Raw genomic sequence first — 24,668 nt, forward strand, 5'->3', positions numbered from 1 at the left:
GCCTTCTTTCAGAAACTCCGGATTGGAAACGACATCAAATTCAACCTTGCAGTTTTCAGCAACAGCATTTCTCACCTTATCAGCCGTACCAACCGGCACCGTGCTTTTATTGACGATAACGGTATATTCTTTCAACATGGGCCCCAATTTTTTGGAGACGTCAAGAACATACTGAAGATCAGCAGAGCCATCTGCTCCCGGAGGTGTTGGCAGTGCCAGAAAAATAACTTTGGCTTCCCTGATTCCTTCCTCAAGATTGGTTGTAAAACTTAACCTTTCCTGTGCAATATTGCGTTCAAACAAGGTATCAAGCCCCGGTTCATAAATCGGAACTTTTCCTTCCTTCATTAACTTCACTTTTTCTGTATCGATGTCGATGCAAACCACCTGATTCCCTGATTCGGCAAAACAGGTTCCGGTTACCAGACCGACATAACCCGTACCAACAACAGCTAATTTCATATACAAAAGATTTTTTAGGTTATTAATTTCGTGCAAAGATATGTCAGTTTATTGTAGGATATTTGCCGCATTACCGAAAAAATGAATAGAATAAAAATAACAGCAAATCTGCTTCTGACTATCGCTGCCGTATGCACAGCTTATCGTTCACACTCGCAGGTCAGCATCAGGGATTCTGCTATCAGCATGCATGTAATTGGCTTTAATTATTCTTTCAACATCCCGTTCAAAGATATGGCTGTCAGATTCGGAAATTCCTCTCAGCTTTCAGTCAGTTATATGTTTAAGACAACTGCCAATTTTTATATTTCTCCTTATTTTGCCTATTTTTTCAGTGGCAAAGTTAACGACAGTTTTGTTCTTGACGCCATCAAAACAGGAGATGGCTATTTAATCAACAACCAGGGGACATTGTGTCCGGTAGCTATCGAACAACGAGGTTTTCATTCAGGAATACAATTGGGTTATCTTTATTCATTCAATCAACCCAATCTCAATTCAGGAATTGTTTTTTCAGCAGGACCGGTTTTTCTTCAGCATAAACTTTCCTTTGACTACAGCAATGGTCCTGTCAATCAGATTGAGGGCGAATACCGAAAGGGCTACGACAGGCTGACCAATGGCATAGGATTAATTCAAACAATTGGATTTCAACGATTTGGAAATAAAGGATTGGGCAACTACCATTTCAGCATATATATGGTGGAAGCTTTTACACAAAGCAGACGGGACTTTGATTTTTATCTCCAAAAGAAAGATGACCTGAAAAGAAAAGATTTTTTGCTGGGTTTTCAGCTGGGGTTTGATATTCCCATCTATCGGAAAACCTCTCCTGAGTTTTATATTAAGTAAAGAACTGATGACTTTGGGTGAAATTGTCTATTCGTTTGCAATGTCATGCTACCTGTCATTCATCCGTATAGCTGCAGTATTCAATGAAAAAGCCCGGTTGTGGATAACAGGAAGAAAAGCACAAGCCAGCGTATTGTCGGATTTAAAACTCACCAAATGCATCTGGTTTCATGTATCCTCCCTCGGTGAATTTGAACAGGGACGCAACCTGATTGAATGCATCAAAAAGAATCATCCTGAAATACCCATTGTCCTGACCTTCTTTTCCCCTTCAGGCTTTGAAATCAGGAAGAATTACGCTTTTGCTGACCATATATTTTATTTACCATCAGATGGGGAAAAATCATCCGTTAAATTTATTGAGGCCATAAATCCGATATTTGCCATTTTTGTCAAATATGAGTTCTGGTATTTTTACTTTAAGTATCTCCGGCTTAAAAATATACCCGTTTTCCTGATCTCCGCAATATTCCACGACAAACATTTTCTATTTAATTCATTCTCAGGAATTTTAAAGAAAATCCCCTCTTTTGTTACACATTTTTTTGTTCAGGATGAAAAATCGGAAGAATTTCTCAGAAAAAAAGGATATACAAACGTCAGTCTTGCAGGTGATACCCGTATCGACAGAGTTCTTACCATCGTTGGCGAATCAACTGCATTCAGGGATGAAAAGATTGAAATCTTTAAAGGAACATCAAAAATCATCATTGCCGGGTCATCTTACCTGACCGAAGAAAAGTTCATTGAAGAGCGTCTGAAAAAACGCAATGTTCCGGTAAAATACATCCTGGTGCCCCATCATGTCAATTACCGGAGGTTAAAGGAATTAAAAGACAGATTTGAGGATAAAGCAATATTTTACTCTGAATCATTATCTCCGGAACAACTCATTCAAAAGAATATTCTCGTGGTTGATCTGGTTGGAATACTCAACAAGATTTACAAGTACGCAGATATTGCCCTCATTGGGGGAGGTTTCAATAAGGGAATTCATAATTTACTTGAACCAGTTGCCCACCATCTCCCGGTTATTTTCGGACCTAAAAATCATCAGAAATTTCCGGAAGCAATATGGCTAATAAACTCAAAATCAGGATTTTTAGTAAAGAATTCAATTGAGTTTTTAAAAATAACAGATTTCTTATTGGAAGGTGAAAACGCAAAAAAAACAGGGAAGATTGCTTTTATTGAAATTTCAAGCAGAAAAGGAGGAACCGGAAAAATTTATTCGTTTCTTATAAATAATTTCAAAGAGCATTTTGCAATATGATAAACAACATCGTTTTTCAAATAATGTTGGAACAAAATTTGATTTTTAAGACCAAAATTTAAAAGCATGCAAAAGTACTTTTCCATCATTCTTCTAATGTTAATTACTTCATTTTATGCACATTCACAGTCACTTACCATAAACTGGTACTCATGGAATGAAGGATACAAAAAAGCAAAACAGACGAACAAAATCCTATTGGTTGATATTTACACCGATTGGTGCGGCTGGTGCAAGAAGATGGATAAAGATACTTACACCAATATTGACGTCATCAATTTAATCAACAAATATTTTATTGCGGTAAAATTCAACCCTGAAAAAACAAATGTTTCCTACGATGTTGACGGTTCATTCTATGATGGCCGGCAATTACATGCCATGCTTGTAAACAATCAGTCAACCGGTTATCCGACTACTGTTTTCCTGTACACAAAAGAGAGAAAGCTCTACCTTCAGCCGGGTTATCAGGGGCCTGAACAGTTCGTTCAAATGCTGAACAAATACATTGAGATTCAAAAAAACGGAGAATAAAGCACAGTAAATCAATTATTTACTCATCCCCAACTTAATAATTTTCAAATTAATTTGCAGAGCGATTATTTAATGCAGTAACTTTACACGGTCAAACAGAATAGATTTTTAAGACTTCAAGAAGAATTTTATGAAATCTATAGGATCAATGTTAACTGTCTTAGTGGTGGCGCTACCCCTCCTGATAAGTGCTCAGACTCCACCTGACAACAATATTAAGTGGGTTGACTGGAATAAAGCAGTTACAGAAGCCCGTCAAAGCAACAAAATCATTATTCTTGAACTCTATACCGACTGGTGTGGATGGTGCAAAAAAATGGAGAAAGAAACCTTCGTCAATCCTGAAATTATTGAACTTCTGAATTCACATTTCATTCCGGTGAGATTGAACCCTGAAGATAAGAAAACACTGTATTCTTATCAAGGGAAAATGGTTACAGCACGTCAGTTGTTGGTTAGCTTAGAGAAAAATACTGATCAGATTAAGTATCCTGCCATTCTGTTTTTGTATCCTTCAGATTTCAGTATGGTTTACAGCGAAGAAGGTTATATAAAAGCCAACTCATTTAAACAACTTCTCAGATCGCACCTGAACAACCTTGAAAAAATGACCGCAAAATTATCGAAGGATTGACCATTTGTTTTTATTTTTGCCTAAAAAAAATATGCGACTGATCATCTTTTTCCTGCTTCTTCTTCCTCTTAATTTCCTGTCTTTTGTATGGCATTCCCCACAGGAAAATATCATCTGGCTTAAATGGGAAGATGCCTACGAAAAAGCCATAGCAGAAAACAAGATGGTTCTTCTTGAAGTTGTCACTACCGTTTGTCCCTACTGTGTAAAAATGGACAAAGAAACCTATACCAGTCCGAAAATAATTGACATGGTTAACAAGAATTTCTATGCCTGCAAGGTAAATCCCAAAGATGAAACCATTAAATATAAGTATAAAGACCAGACACTGACAGCATCTGAATTAATCAACATGCTGACGCTCAATTCACAAAATGAAGAAATCAATAAGTTCGTATATCCCACCACTATCTTTTACCTGCCTAATGAAGAAAAAACTTTTGTTGAGCCGGGATTCCAGCCTCCTGATGTATATGTTTACATGCTTTACAATTGCATCAAATACAAGGAAAGGCTTGATAAAAAGAAAAAATAACACCTATCAGGGGTTTCATGGCTAAACATTACAAAAAGAAATACATCCTTGCTGAGGATGTAGTCATTACAAGTTTATCGCATACCGGTAGAGGTATTGGCAGAATCGACAATAAAGTAGTTTTTGTAGAAGATACAGTCCCCAACGATATTGCTGATATTCAGATAGTTAAGAATAAAAAAGACTTTGCAGAAGCCAGATTGACAAATCTGAAAAAAGCTTCTGACCTGAGGATAGAGCCAACATGCAATCATTTCGGAATTTGTGGCGGATGCCGCCTGATGAACCTCCCTTATGAATTTCAGCTCAAGCACAAGGAAAGCCTTGTGATTGAAGACTTTAAGCGTATCAGCCATTTAACGGACTATAAGATTCATCCTGTTATAGGGGCTGAAAAAGTCCTTGGCTACCGCAATAAACTGGAATTTACCTTTTCAAGACATCCATGGTTTGTCAGTAAAAATGATGAGGCTGACTCACATGACGACAGAAGGGTGTTAGGCTTTCATGTCAGGGGCAGGTTCGACAAAGTGGTTGATATTCAGCAATGTCATTTACAGGAAGAGCCTGCAAACCTGATCAGAAATACCTTTGGAAAACTGGCCAGACAGTATGATTTTGAATTTTATGACCAGAAAAAAAATACAGGTTTTATTCGCACCCTAATTATTCGCATGACCAAAACTTCAGAAATCATGGTCATTGTGGTCTTTACGGCTGACCAACCGGAAATGATCAGACCATTTTTAACTGAAGCTATTCGACAATTACCGCCCATTCATTCTTTGTATTATTTTATCAATCCCAAGGTCAATGACAGTATTTATGACCTTGAACCTAATCTTTTTCACGGGAATACATACATTACAGAAAGAGCCGGACACATCAGGCTTCAGGTGGGGCCAAAATCTTTTTTGCAGACCAACAGTCATCAGGCAGAAATCCTCTACAGCCAGATTGAAAAGATTTGCGGATTAACAGGAGAAGAAACTGTTTACGACCTGTATTGCGGAGTTGGCAGCATCGGATTGTACCTCGCCCACCGATGTAAGAAAATCATCGGAATAGAAGCAATTCCGGAATCCATAGAGGAAGCCCAGGCAAATATGCAACTGAATGGAATTGACAATGCGAATTTTCTTGCCGGCCAGTCGGAAAAGGTGCTTACCCCGGACCTCATTGCTACTTACGGGAAGCCCGATGTCATAATCCTTGATCCGCCACGAGCCGGTTTGCATAAAGACCTGATTGCAACATTATGTCAGATAAAACCGGAAAAGCTTCTTTATGTCAGTTGCAATCCTTCAACTCAGGCAAGAGATGCTGCTTTATTATCCGAATCCTTTCAACTTATTGAGATTCAACCTATTGACATGTTTCCCCACACACTCCACGTTGAAAATATAGCACTATTTAAAAGCAAATGATTCTATGAATGCGCAGGAAATACTGAACAGCCTGAAGGCAGACCTGAAGTTTTACAAGAAATACATTAAAGAAGTCGCTGATGAAATTATCCGGTCAGGATATTCAAAATATCCTGTTTTTATCGCCCATCAGTTTGAGGTCAATATCGGAGAAGTAATCCTCAACCGTGATGATTTCGGGAAAACCTGGACCATCAATGCCACCATCCTTGAAGACCTTGTCGAGGAAGGGGTGGTTTTACCTGAAAAGGAAGAATATTTCAAATCGGTTTATAAAGATCCTGAAAAAAACATGTGCATCTTTCTGATTTCAGAAAAAGGAGGAAATTTCGTCTTTCTGCCCTATTCCTCGCTATGATAATCAAAACAGCTAAAATCAAATTCCATTCTTTACTTTAATCCTGATTTACTTTTTAATGTAAAATTTCAATTTTACTAAATGAAAATCATTCTAAATTATGGTACCTTTGCAGTTGAAAAAATCAATGTTATTTTCCCAATATAATGAAAGTTACAGAGCATTTAGAGAGGAACGACAAACCATTATTCAGTTTTGAAATCATCCCACCTGCACGCGGTAGTAGTGGTCAGTATATTATCGAAATTGTCGAACAGTTAAAGCAGTTTAATCCGCCATTTATTGATGTTACCAGCCATTCAGCCGAAGCATATTATGAAGAAATGCCGGATGGCAGCATCAAAAGAAGAATTAAACGTAAAAGGCCAGGGACCATAGGCATTTGCGGGGTCATTCAAAACCGCTTTAACATCGATACGGTTGCCCATATTCTGGTCAACGGATTTTCGAGGGAAGAAACAGAGGATGCATTGATTGAACTTAATTTTCTCGGCATTCACAATGTGCTTGCCCTTCGGGGAGATGAAACCAATTATGCCAAACCCCTCAACAACAATAAATCTTCAAATACCTATGCCATTGATCTTGTCAGACAAATCAATGACCTGAAAAAAGGCATTTACCTTGACGAAATCATCAATTCTTCCCCTCTCAACTTTTGCATCGGTGTTGCCGGATACCCTGAAAAACATTTTGAAGCTCCCAACATGAAAACCGACATCCACTATCTGAAACAAAAAATTGATGCAGGAGCTGAATTTATCACCACGCAAATGTTTTTCGATAATCAAAAGTTTTTTGAATTCACGGATTTATGCAGGGAAGAAGGTATAACAGTTCCCATTATTCCGGGAATAAAAATATTAAATCATAAAAGACATTTAAAATCCATCCCCAAAAACTTCCATGTCAATCTTCCTGATGCGCTGGTGGATGAAGTCATGAAAAATCCTGAACTGGCCGGAGAAATCGGAATAGAATGGGCTATACAACAATGCCAGGAACTGCTTGACCACGGAATTAACTGCATACATTTTTATGTGATGAACGACACTGCTTCTGCCATTAAAGTCATCGAACACCTGAAGTATTGATCAGATGGGCATTCATGAAATTATACAACATAGAATCCTGCTCCTTGACGGAGCCATGGGCACAATGATTCAGTCCTACAATCTGGATGAGCAAGGCTATCGTGGAAAGCGTTTCCAAAACCATCCGAAAGACATGAAAGGAAATAACGACCTGCTTTGTCTTACACAGCCACATATTATCAAAGAAATTCATGAAAAATATCTGGAAGCAGGCAGCGACATCATTGAGACCAATACCTTCAATGCCAACCGTATTTCCATGTCGGACTACGGTTTGGAGGATATTGTGTATGAACTGAACCTTGAAGCTGCGCGAATTGCCCGCCAGGCAGCGGATAGTTTTTCGATTAAAACACCCGAAAAGCAACGTTTTGTAGCCGGAGCCATAGGCCCCACCAATAAAACTGCCTCTCTTTCGCCCGATGTCAATGATCCGGGGTATCGCGAAGTAAGTTTTGACGATCTCGTAAAAGCCTATTCCGAACAAATAAATGGCCTGATTGATGGCGGAGTGGATTTGTTACTGATTGAAACAATTTTCGACACCCTGAATGCCAAAGCAGTCTATTTCGCTATAGAACAAATATTTGAAGAAAAAAATATCAGACTGCCGGTCATTGTTTCAGGTACCATCGTGGATGCAAGCGGCAGAACCCTTTCGGGACAAACAGCAGAAGCATTTCTGATTTCTTTTTCTCAGGCAGATATTTTTGCCATCGGGCTGAATTGTTCACTGGGAGCGAAAGATATGCTGCCTCACCTCAGAGAGCTTTCGGAGAAAAGTAATTGTTATACCATTGCTTATCCCAATGCGGGACTGCCCAATCAGTTTGGGGGCTATGACGAATCACCTGAAGCCATGGCAGCTCAGCTGAAAGAGTTTCTCGAACTTGGAATTGTCAATATCATAGGCGGATGCTGTGGCACCACCCCCGAACACATCAGGGCATTTTCATCATTAATTCCTTTGTTTTCACCAAGAAAAATACCTGAAATACCGCGTCTGACAAAAGTTAGCGGACTCGAAGCCCTGGTTTTTCGCCCCGATAGCAATTTTGTCAATGTAGGTGAAAGGACTAATGTAGCAGGGTCGAAGAAATTTCTCAGACTCATTCAGGAAAATAAGTTTGAAGAGGCTTTGTCGGTTGCCCGTGAACAGGTGGAAGGAGGTGCTCAGGTACTCGATGTTTGCATGGATGAAGCCATGCTCGATGCCAAATCATGCATGACAAGGTTTCTGAACCTGCTTTCTGCAGAGCCGGAAATTGCCAGATTACCTGTGATGATTGACAGCAGCAGTTGGGAAGTAATTCTTGCGGGATTAAAATGCCTTCAGGGAAAAGCCATCGTAAACTCAATCAGTTTAAAAGAAGGGGAAGAAGTTTTTCGTAAAGAAGCAAAAATTATCAGGCGTTTCGGGGCAGCAGTCATTGTTATGGCTTTTGACGAAAAAGGTCAGGCCGATAACCTTGAACGCAGGATAGAAATTTTCAGCAGAGCCTATCGGATTCTGACAAGGGAACTGAATTTTCCTCCGGAAGACATTATTTTCGACCCGAACGTACTTGCCATAGGAACCGGAATTGCAGAACACCGCAATTATGCCGTGGATTTTATTCGAACTGTTGCCTGGTTGAAAGAAAATTTCCCCTATTCCAAAGTAAGCGGAGGCGTTTCCAATTTATCTTTCACATTCAGAGGAAACGAAACAATCAGAAGAGCCATACATTCCGTATTCCTTTTTCATGCCATCAGGGCAGGAATGGATATGGGTATCGTCAACCCTTCACAACTGGATGTTTATGACAGCATACCACCAGATTTACTGCAACTTACTGAGGATCTGGTTTTAAACCGCAGAGAAGATGCCACCGAAAGACTGCTTGATTATGCTGCACATCATCACGACACTGAAAAGAAGGATAAAAAAGAAGAAGAATGGCGTCAAAAACCGGTCAGGGAAAGATTGAGTTATTCACTCGTCAAAGGAATTACAGACTTTATTGAGGAAGATGTTGAAGAATGCCGGAAAGGCTACCAATATGCACTCGAAGTCATTGAAGGGCCGTTGATGGATGGGATGAATATTGTTGGCGAACTGTTTGGCTCCGGAAAGATGTTTCTGCCGCAGGTTGTCAAAAGCGCTCGTGTGATGAAAAAAGCAGTTTCAAATCTCACACCTTACATTGAAGAAGAAAAAATCAAAAGCGGGAATCAGAAACCAGCCGGAAAAGTATTGCTGGCAACGGTCAAGGGAGATGTTCATGATATCGGGAAAAACATTGTCGGAGTGGTATTGGCCTGCAACAACTATGAAATCATCGACCTCGGGGTCATGGTACCAAAGGAAATAATTCTTGATACAGCCATCAAAGAAAAAGTGGACATTATCGGGTTAAGCGGGCTCATTACACCTTCTCTCGAAGAAATGGCCAGAATAGCAGAAGAAATGCAGAGGCGGCAGATGAATATACCTTTGCTGATAGGAGGAGCCACGACTTCAGAAGTACATACTGCTGTCAAGATTGACCCGGCTTATGCTCATGCTGTTGTCCATGTCAAGGATGCATCGACCAGCGTGCAAACAGTCTCTTCCCTGCTTTCTGAAACGCAGAAAGAGGAGTACGTGAAGAATGTAAAAGAGAAATACCGTCAGATTCGTGAAATACACAGCGGCAGACAATTAACAAAAAAATACCTTTCGCTCAGCGAAGCCAGAAACAGGCGGCTTAATATCAGATGGGAAGATTATCAAGCAGTTAAGCCTTCTTTTTTGGGTTTTAAAGCCATCACAAATTATCCTTTGGATGAAATTGCCAGATATATTGACTGGACATTCTTTTTCCTTGCCTGGCGACTGGAAGGCAGATACCCCGAAATATTAAATGACAAGGTAAAAGGAGAAGAAGCCAGAAAATTGTTTAATGACGGGCAGAAACTTTTGCAGGAAATCATTGACAAACAAATGTTGCAGGCAAATGCCGTTTTCGGATTCTGGCCTGCTGCTGAAGAAAAAGACAATATTCTGCTGTTTCAGAATGAATCAAAATCTGAGATTGTTGCTACGCTGCATTTCCTCAGGAATCAACAGGATAAAGGGGAAAACACCCTTAATCTTTCCCTTGCCGATTATGTTCCACCTCTAAACAGTCCTTTCACAGAATATCTGGGAGCTTTTGCCGTAACAACAGGTCTGGGCATTGAAAAACGGGTCAAAGAGTACGAAGAACAACATGATGATTATCAGGCTATTATGCTAAAAATACTTGCAGACCGTCTTGCAGAAGCATTTGCCGAATTGCTGCATGAAAAAGTCAGGAAGGAATTCTGGGCTTATGCCACTGATGAAAACCTTAGTCTGGAAGACCTCTTAAAAGAAAAATATCAGGGAATACGCCCCGCTGTTGGCTATCCCTCTATTCCAGATCACAGCGAAAAACGGGTTTTGTTTGATCTGCTTCAGGCAGAAAGACAGGCAGGTATCAGCCTGACCGAAAGTTTTGCCATGTATCCTGCTGCCTCTGTTTCGGGTTATTATTTTGCCCATCCCGAAGCCAAATATTTTATCATTGATAAAATTACCAGAGAGCAGGTGGAAGATTATGCTGAAAGAAAAGGAATCAGCATGGCTGAAGCTGAAAAATGGCTTGATACGGTTTTGGGATACTAAACTGTTGAAAACTTTTACCTCCGGTCAATATTAATTCCTTTTTTATCTTTGCCTGAACTCAAAAAGACTATCACATGAAAAAAGCACTGATAATTCTGGCCTTAATTTCAGCCACATCATTTATCGGCAAGGCACAACTTTATTATTTCGGAGCAAAAACCGGCCTTGTTTTCACCCACATGACCAAAGGCTACCTTGGGAAATCATGGGAAGATCGCGGAGGCACCAAATATTTGGCAGGTGTTTCTTTCGATTATTTCGTCAATGATTATTTTTCACTGGCCCCTGAACTTCTTTTTTTCAGAAAAGGGACAGAAAAATATAAGCATGAAGACAGCAACACCATTGAAACGAGAAGCGATATTTACAAATTCAGCTACCTTCAACTCCCATTGACAGTGAAAGCAAAAATCCCATTCGACAGGTTTAATCTTTTTGGGATGGCCGGTCCTTATGTGGCTTTTCTGATGGGTGGTATGGCATCGGAACAGGGAACTGCCATCATAGGAAAAAGGGAGATGATTCTCAAAGACTTTTTTGAAGAGCGGAAACAGGATTTTACCCGTTTTGACATAGGTTTTGACCTCGGAGCAGGTGCTGAAATAGATGCCGGGCCCGGAAGGGTTTTGCTGCTACTTCGTTATGACATTGGTTTTATTGCCGTTGCCAAAGACCAGGCAGTTTCTCCCTATCAGTACAAAAGTTTCGGTGCCAACCGGGCATGGTCGATTGAAGCAGGTTATATTCTCAGGTTTGATTGATAAAAAACCTTCGTTGTTACTGTTCAGCTATCCCATTGTGTTTAATATCAATAATTTATATTTTCCTAAAAAGAAATAAACCGCTAATTCTCGCTAATGAAACGCTAATTTTTGCGAAGATCAGCGGTCTAATCTGCGTTTATTCGCGGTAACAATAACAATTGGCAGCTGAACAGTAACCTTTCGTTTTATTTATCCTTTTTCCTCAGCGGACTAACTTTCCCAAGCAAATCAAACCAGAATAGTGCTCCCAGAGAAACGGCAAAAGCTGTTATCAATAAGCCAAAGAATTTTGCCAGCCATTCGAGAATGAACATATAAAGACAGTCTCCTTTTTTGTATTCAGGGTAGTTTCCTTTTATCCAGCCCATGGGAATATCCAGTTTATCAATCTCAGTTACAACCACCTTAATATCTTTTACCACCTCTTCCGGCTTTTTGGTGATGACGGTATCGCTGTCGGTAACAAAGGAATCCGAAGGGTTTGAAAAAGTATCCAGTTCCATGGTTATTTCAGCATTCTTATCTTCATTTAGCGTTATACCGGATTCATCTGTGCTGTCAGTTTTGAAGATTATTACTTTCTTTTCTACTTTAGCTGTGTCGGCCAGGTAATTTTGTGCAGCATCTGCATTGAATTTTGCTTTTTCCTTGTTTTTAAACATATCCCGTGCAATCTGCATACTATCGATATTGAAACCAACGGAAATCAGGGCTGCTATGTAAAATGACCACAGTTTCGCATGACGCCTGTACCAACCTGACACTCTATCCATCGACTGGTCAAATATCTTTTCAAGCTCAGCCTGAAGCTTTTCAAGGTTATCAACCCCGCTCTGAAAAAGATGGTCGAGTAAAGTGCTTAATTCCCCTTTTTCCTCATTTTTTGCAATCTTTTCTTTGATGGCTTTGAAATCAATTTTTCCCTCTCCAAGCACAGAAATTAAGGCTTTGGCAAAATTTTCCGAAGGTATGTATGAAGGAAATTCCTTCTTCTTCCTTCTTAAAACTTTAATAAAAGAAGATTCCTGTAGTTTCGGAAATAATTCCTGCCATTCTTCATCATAAAACATAAGCCCGAGAGCCCTTTTAAGGTGTCTGGCTCTTTGCCTCCGGAAAGTAAAAAAGAATTCATTGACACCTGTTACCACCAGTGCCAGCAATAAATACAAAAAAATCATTGACAATACAATGTCGAGTAAAGTTGAATTAAACATAGCTAATCATTTAGAATTGTCCAACCAGTCTTGAATAATCAAATGCCGGACTCATGTCCGATTTATCTTTTCTGAAATTTGCATGTGATAAAATTCCTTTGAATTGTCTGATTTCCAGCAGGGTAAGCGTTTCAAAGCGTCTGTTTTCAGGTAAAAATACATGCGGAATATTGTATCGATTCGTCAGAAACTTCAGAAGTTTGATGAGGCTTTCATATTGTGCATCGGTGAAGGTGGCAAAATAGCTGTATCCTCTCCATGCCACATCCAGCACTTTGTAATACTGCGTTTCTGTCAGATGACAGTAAAGATTGCCATAATAATCATAGAGATTGTCGCCATTGAGCCGGAGCGGCCCGATGTTACTGATTTCAATACCGATGGAAGCCTTGCTCATGCTTTCATTTCCTCCGACAGAATTTCCTCCGAGATGATATGACCAGTATTTTGAAGCAAATAGATTATAAATGCTTCCATCCCTGCCCAGAACAAAAGGTACAGAAACGTGATAGTTTGGTTTGGTGAGTGTTGTAATATCACTTTTCAGATATCCAGCTGTATGGTGCAACACAATCTTTTCTTTTGCCGGTGTATCTTTAAAGAAATAAGATTCATCGGGAATTTCAGGCATACATCTGATAAAATCAATTTTTTCGGATGTGCCGGGGATATCAAGTGAGAAAGGCGATAAAAACATTCTACGGCCATTATTATCGGTCAGTTTCGCCTTAAAATCAGACTCATGTTTTAAAATTTCAATTGCTTTCATATTTTTCCCTGTTCAGTTTTTCTTCATCCAAAGCAAATAATATTGGCAGAATGAGTAAACAATAATATATGCCTGTAAAAAATAACCTCTCAAAGATAATAATAAAAGACAAACTCCTGTTTCAGGTCAGCAAAGTAAGATGCTGAAAAGAGCTTAAAATGGCCTTAATCCCCTCTATCCGGCAAAAAAATGATAAAACCAGCAGACTGTTTCAATACCGTTAAAAAATTGTTTCAGCGGAAAATTTTCATTGGGAGAATGGATTGCATCTGCTTCAAGTCCGAAACCCATCAGGATTGATTTAATACCTAGTTTTTCTTCAAAAGTAGCAATAATCGGGATGCTTCCACCGCTACGGAAAGGAACAGGATTTTTACCGTAAACTTTGAAGTATGCCTTTTCAGCAGCCTGATAAGCCGGTAAATCGATCGGAGAAACATAAGCCTGGCCTCCATGCAGTTTTTTGACCTCAACCCTGACACTGTCGGGGGCAATGCTTTTAAAATGCTTCTCAAATAAGTTACTGATTTTCTCATAGTTCTGATTTGGTACGAGACGCATGGATATCTTGGCATAAGCTTTAGAGGGCAAAACGGTTTTAGCTCCTTCACCAGTATAACCGCTCCAGATACCATTTATATCAAGTGTCGGGCGAATGCCGGTTCTTTCTATGGTGGAATAACCATCTTCTCCTTCTACTTCACGGATGTCGAGTGCTTTTTTATATTCCTCAAGGCTGAAGGGTGCTTCCGACATTTTTTTACGCTCTTCTTCACTGATTTCCAATACATCGTCATAAAAACCCGGGATGGTGATTCTTCCTTTTTCATCTTTCAGAGAAGCAATCATTTTGCAAAGGACATTGGCAGGATTGGCTACCGCACCGCCAAACAACCCGGAATGCAGATCGCGATTGGGACCGGTTACTTCAACTTCCACATAGCTCAATCCACGAAGCCCTGTGGTGATGGAAGGCACATCTTCGGCAATCATTCCGGTATCGGACACGAGGATGACATCAGCTTTCAGCATTTCCTTGTTTTTCTCACAAAATTCAGCCATGGAAGGAGAGCCTACTTCCTCTTCCCCTTCAATCATGAACTTGACGTTGCACTTCAGATTGCCTGTTTTAAGCATCGTTTCAAAAGCTTTTAACTGAATAAAGCTCTGCCCTTTGTCGTCATCGGCACCACGGGCAAAAATCTTGTCTTCCCTGATGACAGGTTCAAAAGGAGAAGATTTCCAAAGTTCAACCGGATCAACAGGCATGACATCGTAATGGGCATACACCAGAACAGTCGGCCAATCCGGGTCGGTAATTTTTTCCCCATAAACAACCGGATTACCACTGGTTGATATCACTTCAGCTCTGCCGGCACCCGCTTTCAGCATACTTTCTTTCCAATATTCCGCAGCTTTCAGCATGTCGCTTTTATGTTCCGACAAAGAACTCACCGATGGAATCCGGATCAATCCAAACAAATCGTTTAAAAAGCTTTGTTTATGCTCGTCTATAAAATTCTTGACCTTTTCCATTTTATCCTATTTAAGTTTTTTCTGTTTGTTTTTCAATGCTTTGATACTATCAATTTTTTCCTGATCCATGGCAGGATGTTTAACCTCAAATTCAATGTTACCTTCCTGACCAACACTACCGGAATCAATCTGAGGAATACCGTCTTCAATGATGACATCAGTATAGTTTTCCATCTCCATCACCGGTTCGGGTGAGCTGATTTTCTGATTTTTACAGGAAAACAGCAGCAAAAGGCTAATCAGATACCACCATTTTTTCATACATGATTTGTTTGTTTTCACGACTTATTCTGACAAAATATATCCCCGGTTTCAGAGCCAGGCTGTTAAATGAAAATATAGCTTTCCCCTGTCTGACATAATCCCTGAAAAGTGCAGTTACAAATTTACCGTCAGCCTGAACCAAAGAAATCTCAAGCATTCCGGCTTCCCTGACGTCAAAACTCAGCTGAAAAGTTTTGACTACCGGATTGGGATATATGTTCACTGTGTGGTCTTCAGGTTTTATCTCTTCATTTATTTCAGTAATCTGATTATCAGCAACTTCTGCTATAAAATTTTTATAGCGATAGGGCTTTAACACCGGTGGCTTGACGGAATTATCGGAGATATTGGCTCCGTATGCACCGCTGATCCAGATTCGCGGGGCTGATGTATTGTGTTTCCGGCATATACCCGTATAATCCCCCCATCGTTCATTTTCATCCGACAGTATATTAACATTTGTCAGTCCGTTTTTTAAAACCACATAATTGGAAAAATTCATCTGGTCGTCACAACTGACAACTGCTAATCCCGGGAAATGAGTAGCAGAAGCAAACAAAAAGGCAATCATTACATCCTTTGAAGGATCATTTTCTGGAGAAGAAGAAACTACAGCAGGATAGGCATAATCTACAGAAGCATTGGCAAACATTTTTGATGAAAATTTCATCGTTTTCAGATTCAATCTGTTGTAATTGATTGCGTTATATGTTTGGTTATATTCTGAATGAAAAACAAAATGAATAATCCCCTCTCCGTTTGAAATCTGATAAAAAGCATTCTGAATACGGCAATCGCCAATATCCAGAAGGCCGGGATCAATATCCTGACTGGCACGCTTTTGTACGGCATCACCTGCCAGATAATAGGTATTTGTTGTCAGTGAAAATGATTTCAGTTGAGGATTGCTCCCCAGTTTATTTGTAATTTCATAGAGATAGATTTTATTACTGTTGCCGGCATTTTTATTTGAAAGGAGATAAAAAACCGGTCCGTAATTTCCTTGCTTGCCATAGGAAACCGGACAGATACTAAAAGGTTTTCCTCCATCAGCGTCAGAGAGGTTGTTCCAAAGTTTCCAGATAAGTGTTTTTCCCTGATAACCATTGCTTTTCGTCATCTGAATAATAACAGATTCAGAAAAACCACCTTCATCATTTTTAAAAATATTTCCGGTAATAAACAAGTCGTCATTGGAAATGCCAATTTTGGGAAAATCGAACCATTTAAAGGCATAAACGGAGCTTAGAGTCGTCACAGGAAACTGATAAACGTACCAGCCATTCAGAGGATTATTCGTTTTGCTGAAACAAACTATCACTCTCGATGTTGAAGAATGGCTGCCATGCAAAAGGACAAAAATAAAGCGGTCGGCACCGGAATCATATATCACCTGCGGATCATATAGCTTTGATTTCAGATTGGTATCGCCCAGAAAATCAAAAAAAGTCTTTGAAAAAAGCTCCGTGCCCGAAGTGTTGTAATACCTGATGTTTGAATTGATGGCACTGACGATAATGCCTCCGTTGGAAACCGCAAGGGTGTTGTCGGTGGGAGTACCTTCGAGGGCAATGTTAGCTTCAAAGGTTTTAAAGACAGATGGAGCATCTGCCAAGGGCTGCAAGAGGTTTTGTTCCTGATAAAAGGAATCGTGAGTAAGCTGAAGTTTCAGATTGTTTTTAAGCTGTTTGATGGTATTTACAGAATTCTCTTCAAATGCACCATGTCTTGTTTTTTCAGGATAAAAGACAAATGTTCGTATCCAGTCAGTCTGTCCGGAATGATTTATTTCTTTTGACAGTTCAAGTGTATTGATTTCATTATCAGAAGGAATGGCTAAAAAATGTTCTGCCATGTTCTCATCAACGGGATAGGAAATATGCTGCGAATACAAATACGGAATGCAGCTTATGAGAAGGAAAAATAAAAAGGCTAAAACTCTGGAAATCATAATAGTTGTAATTTAACGTAAAAAACCGGTTGCCAGGATTACTTAACTTTACCGGGCTTAACAGGTTCGGGCTGTTGCTTTGATTTATCCTGTTTTACCGGTTGGGGTTGTGTTTTTGATTTATCCTGTTTTACCGGCTGAGGTGTTGTTTTCTGCGGAGAAGGCGACCTGACCTGAGATTTGCTGTCCTGAAATTCTTTCTGCTGTTTGGGGTCCATATTGGCAACCAGCCATTCTTCCATTCTTTCCTGGACATATTTAAAGGCGGCTGGCGGAATAAGTCCGTTGGTCTGATGTATAAATAACACATTACCGCTTCTGCCATTTAAAAAGAGATTATAGTTATAAGTAATTTTAGGATTGGAGGTATAAATATAAATGGGCTTCATATAAAAACCATCAAAACCAGCTTTTACCCGCTGTTCAATATCTTTCTGAGAAGCCATTTCATAAGCAGTAAGTTTCCAATTCATTTTAAGATAGGTATTCATCTTGTCATTTTTCTTGGCAAAGCCCTTCACATCTTTCTCGTACTTGGCAAACAGAAAGACCTTGTTCCTGAGTTTTTCGGAAAACTGCCTGAGGTCAGCTTCATATTTATTTTTATGGCCACGGTAGAGCGGTTTAGCTTCATTTCCGTAATAACCTGAATTGACAGCCAGTTGATACTGAAGCATATTAAACATGAGTTTCAGGTCGTCAAAGCTGGTCAGCCATAAGCCATTGATGGGAACACAGGCCAGAATTTCATATTTTGGTTCAACTGTGGCTATTTCGGCATAATAGTTATCGTAATAATCTTTTGTGTAATAAAGCAAAACAACATTTTTGTCTTTTGATTTTTTCATATCATCGAGGAAAAAATCTTTTACCTGGAACTCAAAATAATCAAAACAGGAGGCTTTTATGGCACTGTCAACCATACGTTTCCACTCCCGCTCTTTCTGAATGTCGGTTTTAAATGCCTTAAATACCGTCATATCGGCATTTTTTACCGGGATTTTTTCTGCCGGAAGAATCAACATTGTCCTTCCCTTGACAAGTTTCTGGTCGAAGTTTTTGACTATTTTTGGCCCGAATTGTTGTGGTAAAACTGCTACTGAGCAAAACATCAGTAAAATAAAGAGGGTAAATGCTTTATTAATACTCATTTTTCTTAAAATTATCTCGTTTTATTTCGTTGGCTAAAATACAAAAATTATAAAACCGGAAATTTTTTTTTGAAGGTCAGGGTTGTTGAAGGGAAATCTCTTTAAATTTATTCCTTTTTTCTGATATTGATCACCTTACATTTTCTCCGGCATTTCTATTCCCAGTATTCCTGAAAGCTTTCTCAGCACCAGCGATACTGCCCAACTCATCACAATCCTGAAAGCCTTTTTGTCTTCATCAGTTTCGTTAAGAATAGGATAATCGTGGTAAAATTTATTGTAAAGCTTGGCCAACTGATAAATATACAGGGCAATGACAGAAGTATCAAGTCTTTGTTCAGCGACTGCAAGGCTCTGACCGAGAAAATAAATTTTCTTTAAAATTTCCTTTTCCTCGTCTGAAATCCGGACATTCAGATTATATTGAAAATCAAAGGGTTTTTCGATGCTCCCTTTCCGGAAAACGGATTGTATCCGGGCATGTGTATATTGTATGAAAGGACCTGTGAATCCCTGAAAATCAATGGATTCCTTGGGATCAAACAAAATACGCTTTTTACTGTCTGTTTTCAGAATGAAGAACTTAAGTGCTCCCATTCCGACCATTTCACTCAATATTTTTTGCTCTTCCTGGTCAATTTCAGCCGATTTTCCTGATTCAGCCATGTACTGAAGCGCAGTTTCCTGCATCTTATCCATCAGATCATCTGCATCAACCACGGTACCTTCCCTCGACTTCATTTTACCTTCAGGCAAATCGACCATGCCGTATGAAAGGTGGAAAATGCTTTCAGCATAAGGCCTTCCCAGCTTTTTCATCACGGTTTTCAACACATTGAAATGATATTCCTGCTCATTACCAACTACATAAACCATCACATCGGGCTGATAGTCGTAATAACGAAGTTCGGCTGTGCCTAAATCCTGAGTAATGTAAACAGAGGTACCATCAGCACGCAGGAGAAGTTTTTCGTCAAATCCATCGGCACTCAGGTCAACCCAAACGGAATTATCTTCTTTTCTGTAAAAAATCCCCTTTTCAAGCCCTTCATCCACAATGGCTTTCCCAAGCAGATAAGTATCTGATTCATAATAAATTTTGTCAAAGCTGATTCCAAGTCTTCTGTAGGTCTCATCAAAACCCGCATACACCCAGTCATTCATCATTTTCCATATCTTCCTGACCTCCGGATCATTTTTTTCCCACCTGATAAGCAACTGCCGGGCTTCTTTCATTACTGAAGACAGATTTTCAGCATCTTCTCTGCTAATACCCAGGGATATTGACTGCTCAATTTCTGCTTTGAGCATTTTATCAAATTTCACATAGTAATTGCCAACCAGATGATCCCCTTTGATTCTCAATGATTCAGGAGTCGGATGGGTTTCGTCTTTCATCCATGCAAGCATAGACTTACAAATGTGAATTCCCCTGTCGTTGACAAGGTTGACTTTCACCACCTGATGTCCCCGCAGTTTCAGAAATTCACTCAACGACTGTCCCAGTAAATTATTCCGGATGTGTCCTAAATGAAGAGGTTTATTGGTGTTGGGCGATGAATATTCTATCAGGTATTTTTGCGGGAGGCTTGTTTTTTCAATAGGAATGTGCTGGTCCTTTTGTATCTCCTTCAGGTGTTTTAGCCAAAAGCTGACTTTTATGACCAGGTTCAGAAAGCCTTTGACGATATTAAATCTTTCAATAAAATCAAGATTTTGTGTCAGATATGCAGCAACCTCTCCGGCTGTTTGTTCAGGCTTTTTACGACTGAATTTCAACAGGTTAAACAATACAATGGTCAGGTCTCCTTCAAAACCCGGGTCGGTTTCTTCCACCTGCACCATAGCGGTTTCTATTTTTGTCTGATACACTGACAGAAAAGCATCCTGAACAGTTTGCTTAAGTATCTGATTGATATTCATTATGCTGAATGATTTTAACTTACGGGAGAGCCGGGCTCTTTGGCAAAATCTTTTAAAACCTGTTTGTCCATCCATGCCGGGAATAGAGGATTAAGCAGACGTACTGCCAGCCCTGTTTTATCAGTGATGAGAAACAGTTTTCTTTTTAAGATGGCCTTAACTATTTTTTTAGCTACTTCTTCAGATGTCATCAGTTTCTTTTCATCACGAGGGGTTTCTCCCTGCTGTTGCCCGAGATGATTCAAGGCAGTTTTACGAATATTGGATTGAGTAAATCCGGGAGAAGCAATCAGTACATGCAGGCCCGTTTTCAGATTTTCTGTTCTGACGGATTCAAGGAAACCTGTGATGGCAAATTTTGATGCTGAATAGCCGGTCCTTCCGGGCAGTCCGCGAAAACCTGCTGTGGAAATAACACCTGCAAGGGTTCCTTTTGATTCAATCAGGTAAGGTAATGCATATTTGGAGCAATAAACCGTTCCCCAGAAATTTATATCCATTACCTTTTTGATGACATCTAACTGACAATCTTTAAATACCGCACGCATGGATATTCCGGCATTATTGATCAGAATATCGATCTGACCGAAATATTCAACAGTTTTTTCAATCAGGTTTCTGCAATCTTCTTCGAGGCTGACATCCGTTTTCACTACAAGGGTTTTGATGTCAAATTTCTGACGGATATCTTTCTCAATCTCCACAAGTTTTTCTTCCGATCTGGCCGATAAGACTACATTACAGCCATTTCGTGCCAATTCATAAACAAGACTTTCCCCTATGCCTGAGGAAGCCCCCGTAACTACCGCAACTTTTCCGTACAACATGATTACTTGATTTTTAATTTTTGCCCTGACTTAATGTTGTTGTCAGGCAGGTTATTCAAAGATTTTATGCTCTCTACCGAAACACCGTATTTTTTTGAAATACTGAACAATGTTTCGCCCGGGACAACTACATGAAAAATCTCATCACCGGAAGGTTTAGGGGTTGCAGCCGGAACGGCCGGTTGAACCTGTGGCGTTTGTGCCTGCCCCGTTCCCACAATAAGCTTTTGCCCAACCTGAATATAATCAGAGGTCAGATTGTTCCACTGTTTGATCTGAGTAACAGTAACTCCGTATTTTCTGGCAATGGAAAACAAGCCTTCTCCCGCCTGAACGATATGATAGGTTTCATTACCTGAAGCTGTAACTTTAGGTTCGGTTTTAGGTGCCGGTGTTTCTGCCGGTTTCTGATAAACAGGATTTTCCGGCTGTTTTACAACGGGTTTCTTAATAATCAGCGCATCCGGATTGTCGAAACCGTCTTTGGTTGTTTTAGGGACTGTAGTTTCCGTTTTCACCTCAGGTACAGAAATTATTATTTTCATTCCGGGATAAATTTTCTGTGAAGTAAGATGGTTGAGGCTGATGAGTTTAAATACGGTTGTGTTATTCTTCTGGGCTATGGTATAAAGGTCTTCTCCTGCCTGTGCCACGTAAAAAACAGTGTCGGACCTGACTGCCGGTGTTGCAATTTTGGGTTCTTCAGGCGTTTCAGTGGGTTCAAAAGCAGTGGTTCCCTGACCGACAATCAGTTTATCTCCCGGACTGATATTATCCCCTGTCAGGTTGTTCCATTTCTTTAGATTTTCAACAGAAACACTATATTTTTTTGACAGGGAAAAGAGTGTTTCACCAGCTTGAACGACATGCATATTGACAGCAGCAGGCGGCTCACTTTCTTTTGTAACTTCATTAGCTTTGGTTGGCTCAGGTTCTTTAATGGTCGTCTCCTGACCGGGCTTTTTTTCTTCATCTTCAAAAACAACAACCGTCTTTGTTTCGGGAGTTATCACTTCTACAGGTTCTTCTGTCCCCTCTTTTTGATTCTCAGGTTGCACCACAGGTACTTCTTCAAATACATTTTCCTTGACTTCCTGCTTGTCTTCAGTTACCCGTTTTTCTTCTTCCTGAACAACCGGCTTTTGTTCTGCAACAGGCTCTTCGGGTTTGATCACTCTTGTCTCGGCAGGTTCTGTGCGCTTTTGCCGTAAATAAAGTATTTCACCTACGGCAGGCTCTTCTCCAGGTTTCAACAGGTTTTTTTCATACAGACTGGCTAGTTTTATTCCGTATTCCTGTGAAACAGAGTACATCCTGTCTTCTTTTCTGACGATATGATAAGATTCTTTAGCCGTTGTCTTTTTGGGTGCCAGATAAACTATCTGTCCTTCCTTTAAAGGCTTTTGCTCTGTTAAGTCGTTGTATTCAAGCAACTTAGCCAGACTGATTCCATTCCTTTTGGCAATGAGTGCATAGGTATCACCCTGCTTGGCCTGAATAGCCGGTATTCCGTTGTATTTAAACTGCTGATCGGCAACCGGAGCCGGCTCGGTGCTATAACCTTTTGGTAAGGCAACATCATAAATTGTCAATTGATTTTTTTCTATCAAATCTATCAGAAGTTCGGCATAATTTCTTCTGGTAGCGTATCCGGCTTCTTTCAGTCCTTTTGCCCATCCCTTATAATCAAGAATATCAAGCTGAAAGAGAGCTGCATACCTTGCATTGCCTGTCAGATAATCAGAATGGTCGATAAAGGACTCCTGAACCGTTTTGTATTTTCTGAAACATTCGTTGGTCTGATCGTCATCAAAATAAATAGATTCTCCTTTCCAGTCTTTTCCGCATTTTATTCCAAAATGATTGTTGGCTTTGGTTGCCAGATAACTGTTTCCACTTGCCGACTCGAGTATTCCCTGAGCCAATGTGATACTGGCAGGAACTTTTGATCGTTTCATCTCACTGATGGCCAGATCCCTGTATTTTTTAATGTACTTTTGCGTTGCGTTCAGTTCATCATCACTTTTTCCGGCATAGGGATCCTGATAAGCCGGTGTATTTTTGCCTGAGTCATCGGGCGGTTTCGACACATTGGTCTTTGTAGCCTTGCATCCCTGTAAAAGCAGCAAACACAGCAACGGAGTGATATACAATAATTTAGCCCTAGTCTTCATAACATTATTTTTTTATTTCAGACGACAACTTTTGTCTGTTTTTATAAATCAACAAACTCATTTCTTTTTCATCCATTACATCATTGACCGTTTCCAGAACAGCCATTGCGTCTATATGATTAACCATTTTAAAATATTCATGCTTAGATAAAACATAACCCAAATCCATCAGGTTTCGTGCCTGATTTTGCATCACAAGTCCGTAGTTTTCGCGATACATGGCATATTGACTCAACATCTGACGTTTGGCACGGTTGAGTTCAAATGAAGATAATTTGTTTTCCCTGAGTTTTTTCAATTCCTTGCTGACAAGCGAAATACTTTTATCGAGATACTGTATATCCGTTCCATACTGTATGGTAAAAGAACCTGAATCGAGATAGGCATTGTAGCCGCTTGAAATGTTGTAGGCAAATGCATGTTTCTCCCTTAGGATAACATTCAGCCTCGAACTCATCCAGTCGCCTCCGAGAATATTATTAATCAGCGATAAAACAATACGTTTCTTTTCTTTCAGCGGATAGGCCCGATTGCCCAAAATAACCTGAACCTGTTGATAATCTTTATCTTTGGTATGTCTGAAAGGTTCATAGTTACCGACTGAAACAAACTCATTTTCCGGAGAAGCATCCTTCAATATCAGCAGATATTTATTGATGATATTCTCGAGTTTTCTAAAACTGATAGACCCGACAACAGAAAAGATCATATTGCCAGGATAATAAAATGATTTCCAGAAATTTACAACATCGTCACGTCTGAAATTACTAACCGTTTCAATTTTTCCGAGAATGTTGTGCCCAAGAGGATGATTGTTGAATAAGAGGCCTGTAAACTCATCATAAATGGTTTCTTCAGGATTGTCTTCATACATCTCAATTTCTTCGATGATGACTTTTTTTTCTTTTTCAAGTTCATTTTCAGGGAACAAGGGATTAAAAACCAGATCGGTCAGCAGGTCAACGGCCCTTTCGAAATATTGCTTAAGCGAAATTGCATAGAAACAGGTTTTTTCACGCATGGTAAAGGCATTCAGCTCTCCACCCACCGATTCAAGCCTTGTCAGAATTTTACCTGACGACCGCTTTTGGGTGCCTTTAAACAGGCTATGCTCAATAAAATGAGCCATGCCATTATCTTTCTCGCTTTCATATCTGCTTCCCGTGCCAATCAGGAATCCGCAGTAAACAATACCGCTTTTGGCAGTGGGAGTAAAAACGATACGCAGTCCGTTGGGCAACTCATAGAGATAAGTA

21 protein-coding genes are annotated in these 24,668 nt (G+C 39.8%); 10 read left to right on the forward strand and 11 right to left on the reverse strand.

The window, feature by feature from the left end; all coding sequences use genetic code 11:
• On the reverse strand, positions 1-462 hold a 462-nt coding region (locus GX437_13575), incomplete at its 3' end, for a UDP-glucose/GDP-mannose dehydrogenase family protein (GenBank protein NLJ08684.1).
• A gap of 81 nt (positions 463-543) precedes the next feature.
• On the opposite strand from GX437_13575, the gene GX437_13580 reads away from it, so the two are divergent.
• The 10 genes from GX437_13580 to GX437_13625 all read left to right on the forward strand — a co-directional run bounded on the left by GX437_13580 (position 544) and on the right by GX437_13625 (position 11,600).
• Positions 544-1,314 carry a hypothetical protein gene (locus GX437_13580; GenBank protein NLJ08685.1) on the forward strand — a complete coding sequence of 257 codons (771 nt, stop codon included), beginning with the start codon at positions 544-546 and terminating at the stop codon, positions 1,312-1,314.
• Between the two features lie 7 nt (positions 1,315-1,321).
• A complete protein-coding gene (locus GX437_13585) occupies positions 1,322-2,587 on the forward strand; it encodes a 3-deoxy-D-manno-octulosonic acid transferase (protein NLJ08686.1) in 1,266 nt (421 codons plus the stop codon).
• Positions 2,588-2,653: 66 nt separating this feature from the next.
• Complete coding sequence (locus GX437_13590) at positions 2,654-3,121, forward strand: DUF255 domain-containing protein (protein ID NLJ08687.1); 468 nt, start codon at positions 2,654-2,656, stop codon at positions 3,119-3,121.
• 148 nt (positions 3,122-3,269) lie between these two features.
• A complete protein-coding gene (locus GX437_13595; GenBank protein NLJ08688.1) occupies positions 3,270-3,755 on the forward strand; it encodes a DUF255 domain-containing protein in 486 nt (161 codons plus the stop codon).
• A 31-nt stretch (positions 3,756-3,786) separates the two neighbouring features.
• On the forward strand, positions 3,787-4,290 hold the full coding sequence (locus GX437_13600; protein NLJ08689.1) for a DUF255 domain-containing protein: 504 nt from the start codon (positions 3,787-3,789) through the stop codon (positions 4,288-4,290).
• A gap of 17 nt (positions 4,291-4,307) precedes the next feature.
• Positions 4,308-5,717: a 23S rRNA (uracil(1939)-C(5))-methyltransferase RlmD gene (gene rlmD, locus GX437_13605; protein NLJ08690.1), complete on the forward strand. Its 1,410-nt coding sequence runs from the start codon at positions 4,308-4,310 to the stop codon at positions 5,715-5,717.
• Positions 5,718-5,721: 4 nt separating this feature from the next.
• Entirely contained in the window at positions 5,722-6,075 is a 354-nt protein-coding gene (locus GX437_13610; GenBank protein NLJ08691.1) for a hypothetical protein, read from the forward strand.
• Positions 6,076-6,221: 146 nt separating this feature from the next.
• Positions 6,222-7,169: a methylenetetrahydrofolate reductase [NAD(P)H] gene (metF, locus tag GX437_13615; GenBank protein ID NLJ08692.1), complete on the forward strand. Its 948-nt coding sequence runs from the start codon at positions 6,222-6,224 to the stop codon at positions 7,167-7,169.
• A 4-nt stretch (positions 7,170-7,173) separates the two neighbouring features.
• Positions 7,174-10,839, forward strand: coding sequence for a methionine synthase (gene metH / locus GX437_13620; GenBank protein NLJ08693.1), 3,666 nt, complete (start codon positions 7,174-7,176; stop codon positions 10,837-10,839).
• A 74-nt stretch (positions 10,840-10,913) separates the two neighbouring features.
• On the forward strand, positions 10,914-11,600 hold the full coding sequence (locus tag GX437_13625; GenBank protein NLJ08694.1) for a PorT family protein: 687 nt from the start codon (positions 10,914-10,916) through the stop codon (positions 11,598-11,600).
• A 188-nt stretch (positions 11,601-11,788) separates the two neighbouring features.
• Here GX437_13625 and GX437_13630 read toward each other — a convergent pair whose 3' ends face one another.
• From GX437_13630 to GX437_13675, 10 genes are all read right to left on the reverse strand, one after another.
• The gene (locus tag GX437_13630; protein ID NLJ08695.1) at positions 11,789-12,817 is read right to left on the reverse strand and encodes a hypothetical protein; all 1,029 of its coding nucleotides are present in this window, start codon (positions 12,815-12,817) and stop codon (positions 11,789-11,791) included.
• A 10-nt stretch (positions 12,818-12,827) separates the two neighbouring features.
• The gene (locus GX437_13635; GenBank protein NLJ08696.1) at positions 12,828-13,586 is read right to left on the reverse strand and encodes an N-acetylmuramoyl-L-alanine amidase; all 759 of its coding nucleotides are present in this window, start codon (positions 13,584-13,586) and stop codon (positions 12,828-12,830) included.
• Positions 13,587-13,760: 174 nt separating this feature from the next.
• Positions 13,761-15,122 (reverse strand): dipeptidase, encoded by a 1,362-nt coding sequence (locus GX437_13640; GenBank protein ID NLJ08697.1) that lies wholly within the window; start codon positions 15,120-15,122, stop codon positions 13,761-13,763.
• A 6-nt stretch (positions 15,123-15,128) separates the two neighbouring features.
• The gene (locus GX437_13645; protein NLJ08698.1) at positions 15,129-15,383 is read right to left on the reverse strand and encodes a hypothetical protein; all 255 of its coding nucleotides are present in this window, start codon (positions 15,381-15,383) and stop codon (positions 15,129-15,131) included.
• A complete protein-coding gene (locus GX437_13650) occupies positions 15,358-17,337 on the reverse strand; it encodes a T9SS type A sorting domain-containing protein (protein ID NLJ08699.1) in 1,980 nt (659 codons plus the stop codon). The genes GX437_13645 and GX437_13650 overlap by 26 nt, the downstream gene beginning before the upstream one ends.
• A gap of 38 nt (positions 17,338-17,375) precedes the next feature.
• A complete protein-coding gene (locus GX437_13655) occupies positions 17,376-18,488 on the reverse strand; it encodes a hypothetical protein (protein ID NLJ08700.1) in 1,113 nt (370 codons plus the stop codon).
• Positions 18,489-18,623: 135 nt separating this feature from the next.
• On the reverse strand, positions 18,624-20,411 hold the full coding sequence (locus tag GX437_13660; GenBank protein NLJ08701.1) for an arginine--tRNA ligase: 1,788 nt from the start codon (positions 20,409-20,411) through the stop codon (positions 18,624-18,626).
• Positions 20,412-20,425: 14 nt separating this feature from the next.
• Positions 20,426-21,235 carry an SDR family oxidoreductase gene (locus GX437_13665; GenBank protein NLJ08702.1) on the reverse strand — a complete coding sequence of 270 codons (810 nt, stop codon included), beginning with the start codon at positions 21,233-21,235 and terminating at the stop codon, positions 20,426-20,428.
• 5 nt (positions 21,236-21,240) lie between these two features.
• Positions 21,241-23,412 (reverse strand): LysM peptidoglycan-binding domain-containing protein, encoded by a 2,172-nt coding sequence (locus tag GX437_13670; protein ID NLJ08703.1) that lies wholly within the window; start codon positions 23,410-23,412, stop codon positions 21,241-21,243.
• 4 nt (positions 23,413-23,416) lie between these two features.
• Positions 23,417-24,668: insulinase family protein (locus tag GX437_13675; protein ID NLJ08704.1), on the reverse strand; the 1,252-nt coding region annotated here is incomplete at its 5' end.

It is taken from the genome of Sphingobacteriales bacterium, assembly GCA_012517435.1.
Classification (GTDB): Bacteria; Bacteroidota; Bacteroidia; order CAILMK01; family JAAYUY01; genus JAAYUY01.